At 56.3% G+C, this 11,919-nt stretch carries 9 protein-coding genes; 8 read left to right on the forward strand and 1 reads right to left on the reverse strand.

Annotated features, from left to right (window positions below; genetic code table 11):
- The first annotated feature begins 1 nt into the window (after position 1).
- The 6 genes from GWE18_RS09210 to GWE18_RS09235 are packed head-to-tail and all read left to right on the forward strand — an operon-like array spanning position 2 to position 7,195.
- Positions 2-1,132, forward strand: coding sequence for a glycosyltransferase (locus GWE18_RS09210; RefSeq protein WP_275185437.1), 1,131 nt, complete (start codon positions 2-4; stop codon positions 1,130-1,132).
- Positions 1,133-1,188: 56 nt separating this feature from the next.
- On the forward strand, positions 1,189-2,250 hold the full coding sequence (locus GWE18_RS09215) for a glycosyltransferase (protein WP_275185438.1): 1,062 nt from the start codon (positions 1,189-1,191) through the stop codon (positions 2,248-2,250).
- Entirely contained in the window at positions 2,247-4,013 is a 1,767-nt protein-coding gene (locus tag GWE18_RS09220) for an ABC transporter ATP-binding protein (protein WP_275185439.1), read from the forward strand. The genes GWE18_RS09215 and GWE18_RS09220 overlap by 4 nt, the downstream gene beginning before the upstream one ends.
- Positions 4,014-4,030: 17 nt before the next feature.
- Positions 4,031-5,191, forward strand: a complete 1,161-nt coding sequence (locus tag GWE18_RS09225; protein ID WP_275185440.1) for a glycosyltransferase — start codon at positions 4,031-4,033, stop codon at positions 5,189-5,191.
- Complete coding sequence (locus tag GWE18_RS09230; RefSeq protein ID WP_275185441.1) at positions 5,184-6,005, forward strand: class I SAM-dependent methyltransferase; 822 nt, start codon at positions 5,184-5,186, stop codon at positions 6,003-6,005. The genes GWE18_RS09225 and GWE18_RS09230 overlap by 8 nt, the downstream gene beginning before the upstream one ends.
- A complete protein-coding gene (locus tag GWE18_RS09235; protein ID WP_275185442.1) occupies positions 6,002-7,195 on the forward strand; it encodes a glycosyltransferase in 1,194 nt (397 codons plus the stop codon). The genes GWE18_RS09230 and GWE18_RS09235 overlap by 4 nt, the downstream gene beginning before the upstream one ends.
- Before the next feature lies 1 nt (position 7,196).
- On the opposite strand, the gene asnB is transcribed toward GWE18_RS09235, so the two are convergent.
- Complete coding sequence (gene asnB, locus GWE18_RS09240; RefSeq protein ID WP_275185443.1) at positions 7,197-9,128, reverse strand: asparagine synthase (glutamine-hydrolyzing); 1,932 nt, start codon at positions 9,126-9,128, stop codon at positions 7,197-7,199.
- Positions 9,129-9,573: 445 nt separating this feature from the next.
- Here asnB and GWE18_RS09245 point away from each other — a divergent pair, with 445 nt between their 5' ends.
- Together GWE18_RS09245 and GWE18_RS09250 are read left to right on the forward strand one after the other, a co-directional pair.
- On the forward strand, positions 9,574-10,857 hold the full coding sequence (locus tag GWE18_RS09245) for a nucleotide sugar dehydrogenase (RefSeq protein WP_275185604.1): 1,284 nt from the start codon (positions 9,574-9,576) through the stop codon (positions 10,855-10,857).
- Between the two features lie 19 nt (positions 10,858-10,876).
- The gene (locus GWE18_RS09250) at positions 10,877-11,893 is read left to right on the forward strand and encodes an NAD-dependent epimerase (RefSeq protein ID WP_275185444.1); all 1,017 of its coding nucleotides are present in this window, start codon (positions 10,877-10,879) and stop codon (positions 11,891-11,893) included.
- The last annotated feature ends 26 nt before the right edge of the window (positions 11,894-11,919 follow it).

Consider the following 11,919-nt stretch of genomic DNA (forward strand, 5'->3'; position numbering starts at 1 on the left):
TATGGTTCGTATCTTACTTTTACCCTCGCCGTTTCAATATGTGAATCCGACTTGGGAAAAGCTTCTTGGTCAGCTCGTAGAGGACGGGTCAGCCATCGTGGTTGGTCCCCGAACCGGAAAGGCTTCGCGCAGCCTTAAGCAAATCATTCGAAATAGCGGCCCTTTCGATGTCGTCATATGCGATCCATGGTTCTTCTTTCAGTCGCCGTCCATTCCTGAGGAGTATTTGCCTCTCGACATGGGCGAAGTTGATATACCCATTATTGTCTCTTTGATGCAGTATGATTTGCATAATTTGTCTAAAGAGTTTCTGGACCGAATTGAAGCTAAAGCCGCATGTGCGATTTCTGCTTGCGCAGGGCATGATTTTAAATACGTGCCATCCGAAGACGCATTTCGCAATGAACCTTGGCTAGAACGATCTGCACATTCGATTTCTTCGGTAACGGCGCTCGGTGAAAAGTTCTTCTTGATACCTCACTGTATCGGATCCGATGAATTCGAAAGCAGCGCTAGACGAAAAGCTTTTGACTTGATCGTTCCAGGCGTTGGTTATCATTTTCGGCGATTGGTGCGCGAATGGGCTGCGGAAAAGACGTGTTTGACTGTGGGCAATGATCGAGACCTGATACAAAAGGTGCTGGGCAGGCTGAGTCATCTATTTCTGTTCGGAAGTAAGCTAAGCTGGGCCAATCAGCCCGTGGGAATAAAACTGTATCAGCGGCGATTCCGGACGGCGATTTCCCGAGCACGAGTGGCAGTTACTTGCGACGGCTCTATTAGTTACCCAATCCGGAAGTTCTTTGAGATCCCCGCAGTCGGCACCATTCTCGCTGCAAAGTTTTTTGATCGGCCGGAACGGCTCGGTTTTCTAGCTGGACAGAACTGCTTCAGTTTGACGGAAGACAATCTCGACGAACTTGCGGACATTGTAGAGCTTGCGCAAAGCGATTCAGGGCCCGCTTTGCGTGTCCGCGAGGCGGGCCAAACCATGGTCCGCGACCTGCATAGTGTTTCCGTGCGCGCGCGTCAGCTTCGCGATCTTTGCGGAGCGGTTGCGTCAGGCGATGCCAATGCAATGATCTGGAAAGACGGTCGACCTATTCTCATAAAGCGGGTCGTTGAGCATTGAGAATCCTCGTTCTCGACACCAATGTTGCCTATGCGAATCCGACCGCGCGCGTTCTGTTGTCCGCGCTCGCGCGCGAGGCAGACATTGTCTTCGGCGGAATTGGCTATGCCGCCGACACTTCGAATTTGCGCGCACTCGAGCGGCGCGTGGGCCGTTTCGATGTCATTGTCGGGCAGACCTGGATGTTCGGTGCGCCGGGCGCGGGACAATATGGCGCCTTCGTGCCGCGCGATCTGCGGGATTATCCGGCGCCGAAAGTGCTCAACCTGCTTCAGGTGGACCCTTATGCAATCCCCGAGTACATCTACGAAAGCTGCGTCAGAGGCGCCGACGCCGTTGTCAGCACAGTCGCAAGCCCGCAGTATCGAATTCCCGATCCGTGCGCGGCAACCGAGCGCGAGAGTTGGTTCGATCCCGGACTTTATATGGTGCGACATCCCGAATTGATCGACGAGCGCTGGCTAATGCTACCGCATTGCGCTGCTGAAGCGGAGTTCGTGCCACACGGTGCAGTATCAAAGCGATGGGACGCAATTGTTCCGGGCATCGGCTATCGTTTTCGGAAGGAGGCACGGGATCATCTCGCCAGTCGGCGAGAATTCTCGCTGGCCTCACTCGACAGTCCCTTGCAGCGTTTTCTCTATTGGGCCACCTCCGATTATCGTGTGCAGCGCCATATTGACCTGTCGGCCTGGTTTCACAGCCGTTTCCGTAACAGGATTGCCGCGTCCCGCGTAGGCATTACGTGCGACGGATCGGTTGGGTACGCGATCCGGAAGTTTTTTGAAATTCCAGCGTTCGGTACCTTGCTCGTTGCTCGCTTCTTTCCCGACATGGGAGCTCTCGGGTTCAAAGACGAGGAAAATTGCTTCGCGGTGGACGATCATTCCCTGGGTCGGCTAAACGAGGTCCTGGGCTTTGCGAAAAGCGATAGTCGCGAAGCGGTGCGGATTTTGAACGCGGGGCAGGAGATGATCCGCGAGCGACACAGTGCTACAGTCCGTGCACGGCAGTTTCTTGTCCTGCTCGAAGCCCTTTGCCTGGGTAAACTGAGCGGCACGCGATGGCGCGACGGCCAGCAGATCATTCTCGCTTCAGACGTCACGGTGGCGTTATGATTGCGAAACTTGCCAGGAAACTTCTCGGCGACCTCTGGCACCAGTTCGGCTGGCGTGCGCCGACACTCGTCCTCCTCATCATTCTTGCCGGTTCGTTCGAAGGCGTTGCGATCTCACTGCTTTTGCCGCTTCTTTCGGTCCTGGGCGTCACCGGGGGCGAAGAAGCCCATATGTCGCTGTTCAACGCAACATTCGCGCGAATCGGTCTCGACATGACCCTCGGAACCGTCGTGGCGCTGATCGCCACCATCATTGTGCTGCAATATTCTTCGGTGATCGCGCAAAGTTGGTTGTCTGCCACGGTGCAAAGCGGTTACTTGCGCGTTCTGCGGCAAGAAACGTTTCGGCGCGTCATGCATGCTGATTGGCCGTTTCTGATGAAGCGTTCCGTTGGTGGATTGATCAGTTTCGTGACATCGGAAACGTCGCGCGCCGCGTCCGCGGTTTATGTAGTCGTACAACTTGTCAGCGCGGTTGTGACCGCGACGATCTTCGTGGTCATAGCTGTCGTGCTTTCGTGGCAGCTTACGTTCCTGCTGCTTGCCGCAGCCGGGCTTGTTGCGGCTCTCCTGCATCCGGTTCTTCGCTGGTCGCGCGCTCTAGGCGCCGAGACATCGGTTCAGCACGCCCGGTCGTTGGGCTGGCTTAACGAGGTGTTTAGTGGAGCCAAGCTGATCAAGGCCACAGCGGCGGAAGAGTATGTTGCTCAGCGCCACAACATCATCGAAGATGACCTTGCCCGCATCCAGCGGGGATTGTTGCTTCAGCCTCATCTGCTGCGCGTAGTATTTGAGGCGACAGGCATTCTGCTGTTGCTCGGTACCTTGGCGCTTGCGTCCAGGTTCTTCTACCTTGAGGGTGGCGTGGTCCTCACGGTAGTGGCATTGTTCATGAGGCTTTATCCGCGTCTCGGCAATGTTCAGCATTTGGTACAGCAGCTATTTATCACGCTACCTGCTGTGGAGAATCTTGAACGACTTAACCGCGAGCTCGACAGCGCGCAGGAAACTATTGGTCAGCCCGACAATTTGCTTTCGCCCGGCGATATAGACATTAGAGATCTTCATCTGCGTTATGATGAGCGACCGGTGTTGCGGGGGATCGACTTGCATCTCGCCGCCGGTGGACATTATGCTTTTGTCGGCCCGTCTGGAGCGGGGAAGACGAGTCTTGTCGATTGTCTACTTGGTCTCGTCCCCAGTTCGAAGGGGAACATTTGCGTCGGTGGTGTGCCGATGGCCGAAGTAGGTCTCGCCAACTGGCGTCGGTCCGTAGGCTACGTCACCCAGGAGACGGTGCTCTTCAACATGTCTATCCGCGACAATATCGCCTGGAGCAATCTGGAAGCATCGGACGCAATGGTCGAGGACGCCGCACGACGCGCCAATGCGCATGAGTTCATCATAGCAAACCCAAAGGGCTACGACGCGATGATCGGGGACCGGGGCGTTATGCTGTCCGGCGGGCAGCGGCAGCGCATCGGGCTCGCGCGAGCGCTACTCGGCAACCGCGCCTTGCTTATCTTAGACGAAGCCACGAGCGCACTCGATAGCGACGCAGAACAGTCGATATTGGGCGCCATTCGCGCGCTGCGCGGGAAGTTAACCGTAATTATGATTGCCCACCGACTTCCGACAGTTCGCTTCTGCGACCGGATTTTTTTGATTGAAGAGGGGCAGGTGGTCGAAGCAGGCGGTTGGTTGGAGCTGATTACCAAGAATGGCCGCTTCTCAAGCTTGCTCGAAGCTCAGGGAATGCCCTGATCCGTGTACCCGATGACATGACGGACGTGCTCTTTTTCGTTGGCAGTCTTGCCGTGGGCGGAACCGAGCGGCATCTGTCGCAAGTGTTGCCTGCGCTCACAAAGCGCGGTTGGGCTCTTAAGATGGTTGTTTTCAGCGACGGTGGCGCGTTTACCGAGCCAATCGAAGCGGCGGGCATTCCGATCGAGGTTTTGCCGCGCGGGTTTTCCGTCCCTGTTCCAAAATTGAGGGGCGCGCTGGCGCTGGTACAGCAGACACGAGCGCTTGCCGTTGGCCTCCGCCGCCGGCCGCCGCGTATCCTCCACTGCTTCCTCCCAACGTGTTGCATAGTCGGCGGATTGGCGGTGCGAATGGCCGGATTTTCACCGGTGGTTATGAGTCGTCGGTCTCAGGCAGCGCGACCTTCCTCGTTTCCCGGAGATAAATCGATGGAGCGTTGGGCGCTCCGGCATGCAAATCTCGTCTTTGGCCATTCCAGCCGGGTGATTGATGAACTGAAGGCGGAAGGCATCGCCAATACCAAGCTTCGTCTGAACCATAATGGTATCGATCTTGAAGCGTTTGATGACGCGGCCGGCGAGCGGGAAGGGACACGGCGCGCCGAACAGTGGCGTCCGGACGAGATAGTTTTTGCGACAGTCGCCAATCTCATTCCGTACAAGGGCCATGTGGATTTGATCCAGGCATTCGCGCGGCTTGCAGGGAATCTGCCGTGGCGTCTGGTCCTGGTCGGACAGGGTGGACCTGCCTTTACGCAGCAGTTGCGCGAGCTCACGCAACGGTTAGGAATCGCTGAGCGAGTGGATTTTCTTGGTGGGCGCGCCGACGTTCCGCGACTGCTGAAGGCCGCCGATGCAGGAATCCTGGCTTCGCATCAGGAGGGGTTCCCCAACGCGATCCTCGAATACATGGCCGCCAGCCTGCCGGTGATCGCGACTGCGACAGGCGGAAATTTTGACGCGGTGTGTGAGAATCAGACAGGATTGCTCATTCCCCCCGCCGCACCGGAATTGTTGTCGCAGGCGGCGGTCTTGCTGCTGAGTGATCCGCTGCTGCGAAAGCGTTTAGGGCAGGCCGGACGCCGGCGCGTCGAATCAACATTTTCTCTCGACGCTTGCGTGGACCGCTATGAGGACGCGTACAGAGGGTTACTTGGCAATGGACATCATCATGGATGACACCGACGTGAGTGATAAGGAACGTCGATTTAAGTTTGGCGCCAATTGGCGACGGTTTCTCGAGATGGTGGATAGCGCACGCATCCGGACTGCAGAGGAATCGCTGCGCAACATGCTTCCAGAATCGGCACTCCAAGGCAGGAGCTTCGTCGATGTTGGTTGCGGCAGCGGCTTGTTCAGTCTCGCCGCCCGCAATCTCGGCGCCAAAGTTCATTCCCTCGACTACGACCCGCAATCCGTCGAATGCGCCCATGTGCTGCGCGAGCGGTTTTGCTCGGGCGATGCAGATTGGTCCATTGAACGCGGGTCCGCGCTCGACGAAAGCTATATGCGTGGGCTCGGACAGCATGACGTCGTGTATTCTTGGGGCGTCTTGCATCACACAGGTGATATGTGGCGCGCGCTCGAGCTGACAGGCGAGTTGGTCAGCCCGGGCGGCGCGCTGGTCGTGTCAATCTACAACGATCAGGGCCTTCGGTCCGAACGCTGGAAACGAATTAAGCGTTATTATGCCAATAGCCCGCAATGGCGCCAAAGACTCATCGTTTGGCTCGCATTCATGCGAATCTGGGGCCCGCAACTGGCGCGTGATTTCCTTCGCGGTCGTGGTCTGTCGACCTGGCGCAACTATGGCAGCGATCGCGGTATGTCGGCCTGGCACGACCTCGTCGACTGGGTTGGCGGCTATCCGTTCGAGGTCGCCAAGCCCGAAGAAATCTTCGAGTTCTTCAAGACGCGTGGTTTCAAGTTGCAGAAATTGAAGACGTGCGGAGGCGGCATAGGCTGCAACGAGTTCTTGTTCGTTCGATCATGAGCCCCGAAACAGTTTTTTGCGTGATCGGCTCGCTCCATGTCGGTGGGGCGGAACGTCACCTCGTTCAGGTCTTGCCGCGGCTTGATCGCAAGCGTTGGTCGCCTGTGGTCTATTGTCTGACCGAGCGTGGTACGCTGGCTGAAGAGATGGAGGCTAACGGCGTGCAGGTTTTGACTTCAGCGCTCGATCCGCCGCCGAAAGCTGGGTCGGGGGTGCGTCGGGCGTGGTGGGTTGCCGCAACGACCCTAGAACTTGCTGCGACAATGCGTTCCCTAAATCCAGCAATCGCGCATTTCTTTCTCCCTGCTGCCTACATTCTCGGTGCGCCAGCGGCGTTCCTCGCACGCATTCCCGTGCGAATCATGAGCCGCCGAAGCCTAAATGAGTATCATACAGGGCATCGTTTTCTGCGGCTGGTCGAGCGCAGCTTGCATCCCACAATGAGCGCGATAATTGGGAACTCTCGTAGCGTAGTTCAAGAACTGCATCAGGAGGAGGGAGTTCCGAAAGACCGCTTGGGATTGATTTATAACGGCATTGATCAGAAATCCTTCGTTTCGACTGAGACTCGCATTGCCACCCGAGAGCGATTGAGCATTTCAGACGACGCCATCGTGTTCGTCATCGTCGCCAATCTTATTCCTTATAAGGGCCATTCCGATCTTTTCGCAGCGTTTGGGATCGCGAAGCAGCGGCTTCCTCGCAACTGGCGGCTCCTCATCGTCGGACGAGATGACGGTATCGGCGAGGACTTGAGTGCTTTGACGAAGCGTCTGCAGATTGAGGAAAACGTTGTTTTCCTGGGGGGGCGTGATGACGTCCCGGAGTTGCTGCGAAGTGCCGACGTCGGAATTCTCAGCTCGCATCAGGAGGGTTTCTCTAACGCAATTCTGGAAGGCATGGCTGAGGGCCTTCCGATGATCGTTACCAATGTCGGCGGCAATTCAGAGGCCGTCGTCGATCAAGAAACTGGCTTTGTCATAGCGCCACGGAATCCGGAGCAGTTCGCTGCGGCTATCGAGCGACTGGCAGGCGACGATCAGCTGCGGCAGTCCATGGGAATGAAAGCAAAAATCCGAGTCCAGCAGGAGTTTACGCTGGAAGGCTGCGTGAGGCGGTATGAACAGCTTTATGAGGCATTGCTGCAACGCCGAAAGCCGGTGGACCTGATCGAAGTGGGCTTTCGTTGAGTCAGGTCCACCGTTCCCGCCAAGCCTCGAACATAAGCACGTTCCAGAGCAAATATTGCCAGTTTCGACGTCCGGATAGGTGCTCGCTCCAATAGCGTCGAACGACGCCGCTATCCAGGAATTCCGTTTGTTTCAAGCGGTCTTCCGAGAGAAGGGACTCTGCCCAGTCGCGCAGGGGACCGCGCAACCATTCGCCCAGAGGGACGCCAAATCCCATCTTCGGCCGGTCGATCAACTCTTTAGGTACGTGGCGATAAAGAACTTGCCGCAGCAGCCACTTGGTCTCGCCGCCTCTGATTTTCGCCGAATGCGGCAGCCTCCAGGCCAGTTCGACCACGCGATGGTCCAAAAGGGGTACCCGAGCTTCGAGTGCAATCGCCATGCTGGCTCGATCCACTTTTGTTAAGATATCGTCCGGCAGATACGTTACCAAATCGAGAAATTGCATGCGGTCTAACAGGTCTGGAAAATCCTTTCGTGTGGTATCATCCCAAAGAACGCCGCGATCTTCCGAAACGGACGGGGTGATCTGCTCAGGTGTCCAGTGGCTAATCAAGCGCCGGTACAGCTCATCAGCGTGGCTTAGTTGGAGTACAGAAGCCATTTTGTGGATCTTGTCGCCGGCTTGCGGACGAGCAAACGCGTTCGGCAGGATGTTGGACAGCCGGTCCCACCGGGTCGGGCTTAACGATGCTAGGCCCGAGGCGAGTGCAAGTCTCATCGGTCTGGGGACGAGTGAAAGCGCGCTCCAGAAACGCTTTGTCAGTTGGTATCGATTGTAACCCGAAAATAGTTCGTCGCCGCCGTCGCCCGAAAGTGCGACAGTGACGTGTTTTCGGGTCATCGCGGACACCAAATAAGTCGGTATTTGAGATGAATCGGCGAATGGTTCGTCGAACATTTCCGCCAGGTTCGGTATGACGTCGAGAGTTTGCCGAGAAGTTACAACAAGTGCGGTGTGGTCGGTGCCGAGATGGCGGGCGACCGCGGCAGCATGGGGCGCCTCATTGAAACTTGCCTGCTCAAATCCGATCGAGAACGTTTTGACCTGCCCCGCACTGGCGGCCTTCATCAAGGCGACTACTGTAGAGGAATCAACACCGCCCGACAGAAAGGCGCCGAGGGGAACATCGGCGATCATACGCCGACCGACGGCATCCATGAGAAGAGATTCCAGGCGGTCCGTCAGCGTTCGATCATCTTCACGAAGCGGATTGCGAACACCGGAGAGAGCAACCTGCCGGGCGTCCCAGAACTTTTCCAGCCGCGGCTCGCCGCCAAACGGTAGCGTCAGGATCATTCCGGGTTCGAGCTTGTAGACGTTTTCATAGATCGTATGGGGAGCCGGGATATAGTTGTGACGCATAAATGATGCGACGGCATTCGGCCGTATCTGGGGCGTCCAGGTGGGATGGCTTCGCAGCGCCTTGAGCTCTGAGCCGAACATGAAGAGCCCAGTGAACTTCGCCCAGTAGATCGGCTTTATTCCAAGCCTGTCGCGAAGCAGAATTAGCATGCGCGTTTTTCTGTCCCACACTGCAAGTGCAAACATTCCAATCAGTCGATCGGCGGTGGCACGCACACCGACACGGTCGATCGATTCCAGTATCACTTCGGTATCGGAATGCCCGCGGAACTGATGTCCCGTCGCTTCGATCTCCGCGCGGATTTCTAGGTGGCTATAAACCTCGCCATTGTACACGATGACGTAGCGTCCGTTGGCGGAAAGCATGGGCTGATGCCCGGCGATCGAAAGATCGACAATGGACAAGCGCCGGTGCACCAGCGCCACGCCGGTCTCTCCATCGATCCAAACGCCATGGTCGTCCGGGCCTCGATGCTGCAAGCTGATGTGCATGGCTTCAGCCACGGATCTCAGCTGTTCGAGTGATGTCTGCGAATTAGTGGCAACGAATCCTGCAATACCGCACATCTTGACTTGCCACCCGAGAAATTCAGCAAAAATCGACCACGCTTGAGCAGCCGATTTCAGGGACTTGCGAGATCAGGGCTTCGCAACGCGTCAGGAATTGAGGGCGATATATCGTGTTCTAAGTGCAAGGTACAGCAGTTTGCAAACCTGACAGACATTTGCTATCCGACGTCGCTCCCGAACCACGAAATGGAAAAGCAGCCTAGGAGCATTGGCACTGATCCAGGCCTGCGCGTGATTGACGTCGATTGGGTGACGCATTGGCGGTGCTGCAAGCCTCAGTCGGAGTGGCCCGCGAGCAGACGCTGTCGGCCGCTATTTTGTTATCTCTGGCAGCCTGTTATGACTTAACATCGACAGGAAGTGCCGGCTGTTTCGCTATTGCTGAAGGGCTGGCATTAAGTCTAAAAGGACCCTTGAAAAGTTCCAAGTGGATATTGTTAAAGTGGCACACGGGCGCAGTATCGCGGTTATCGGCTTGGGATATGTGGGATTGCCTGTGGCAGTATCATTTGCCCGAACGCACGTTCCAGTCGTTGGTTTCGACGTGGATGCGGCGCGAATTTCCGAGTTGAACGCGGGCCATGACCGCACCCGGGAGGTCGAAAAGGGCGATCTGCGGCACGCGTCGTTGACCTTTTCAGCCGACGTAAGGGCGATCCGAGAGTGCAATTTCTATATCGTCACCGTCCCGACCCCAATCGACGGGGCGCATCGACCGGATCTCGGTGCGATGATTGCAGCATCACGCTCGGTGGGGAGCGTGCTCAAGAAGAATGATATCGTTGTCTATGAATCGACAGTGTACCCGGGCGCGATCGAAGAGGAATGCATCCCAGTACTCGAACAAGCGTCCGCGTTGAAGGCGGGCTCGGATTTCCATGTCGGATATTCGCCGGAGCGAATCAATCCGGGCGACAAGCAACATCGGTTCGAAACAATAATGAAGGTCGTGTCGGCCCAGGACGCGAAGACCCTCGACATTGTTGCTGACGTGTACGGATCAGTTGTAACCGCTGGTATTCATCGCGCACCTTCCATTAAAGTTGCCGAAGCGGCTAAGGTTATCGAAAATACACAACGCGATCTCAATATCGCGTTCATGAATGAATTGTCGCTGATCTTCAATGCGCTCGATATCGATACCGGCGATGTCCTTGCGGCAGCCCGAACGAAATGGAATTTCATGCCCTTTCAGCCGGGACTGGTTGGCGGCCACTGCATTGGCGTTGACCCGTATTACCTGACCTATCGTGCCGAAAAAGCGGGGTACCATCCGGAAGTCATCTTGGCCGGTCGGCGCATCAACGACGGCATGGGCCAGCGAATCGCGAGGGAATGTGTTCGCGGGCTGTTGCAGCGGAAAGGCCGCGGCGGCATCGTCACCATCCTGGGCCTGACCTTCAAGGAGGACGTTCCGGATACGCGCAATTCTCGTGTTGTCGATATCATACGTGAGCTAGAGTCGTTTGGCCTCTCGATCCAGGTGCATGATCCCTTGGCGAATGCTGCGGAGGTCAGGCAAGAATTCGGTGTGGCGCTGACTGAACTGGATGCCCTGCGACCTGCCGACGCCGTCATTCTGGCAGTGGCGCACGCTCGCTATATCGATGGAGGCTGGCCGCTCATTCAACGGTTACTGCAAGACGGCAAAGGTCTTGTTTTCGACGTCAAGTTGAAGCTTGATCGCAGCTCGCAGCCTGAAGGCGTCGAGTTATGGCGGCTCTAGGCGCCAAGCCGGAGAGAAGATGTCCGATCGCGCGATACTAGTCACCGGAGCAGCCGGTTTTATCGGATTTCACGTGGCTCAACGTCTGTTGTCAGCCGGCCGCAAGGTCGTTGGTCTCGATATCATCAATGATTATTATGATCCTAATCTCAAGGAAGCTCGCCTCGAGATTTTGAAGCGCCATTCGAATTTTAGCTTTGCAAAGCTCGATCTGACCGATCGTGAAGCGATCAAGTCGCTCTTTGCGCAGCATCGTTTTCCCATCGTCATTCATCTCGCAGCTCAGGCAGGCGTCCGCTACTCGCTCGAAAACCCTCATGCCTATATCGATTCGAATATCGAAGGGTTCATAAACATACTTGAGGGCTGCCGGCACAACGCCTGCGAACACCTGCTCTTTGCATCTTCCTCTTCGGTGTATGGCGCGAATACCAAACTGCCATTTTCGGTGCAGGATAATGTCGATCACCCTATCAGTCTCTACGCCGCGTCAAAGAAGGCTAACGAGCTGATGTCGCACGCATACAGCCATTTGTATGGTCTTCCTGCCACCGGTCTACGGTTCTTCACGGTCTACGGTCCTTGGGGCCGCCCGGACATGGCAATGTTTATTTTCGCGAAAGCTATCTTGAGCGGTGCTCCGATCAAGTTGTTCAACCATGGCAATATGCGTCGCGATTTTACCTTTGTAGATGATGTCAGCGAGGCGATCGCTCGCCTCGTCGATTGCCCACCACGGGGCAATCCAAACTGGTCGGGCGACGTCCCCGATCCCGCAAGTAGCGGAGCGCCTTGGAAAGTCTACAATATAGGCAACAACAATCCTGAAGATCTCACGCACGTAGTTTCGCTTCTGGAGAAGGAATTCGGGCGAACGGCCATCAAAGAGATGTTGCCGATGCAGCCCGGCGACGTGCCGGCAACGTATGCCGATATCGAGGATCTGGCGCGTGACATTGGATTCAGGCCTGCGACCACTATTGAAGATGGCATCGAACGATTTGCAAAATGGTATCGCGAGTACCACAAGGTTTAGCAGGAGCGACAAAGCCGCTGGCAAGC

This window comes from Bradyrhizobium sp. CSA112, from assembly GCF_029051645.1.
Taxonomy (GTDB): domain Bacteria; phylum Pseudomonadota; class Alphaproteobacteria; order Rhizobiales; family Xanthobacteraceae; genus Bradyrhizobium.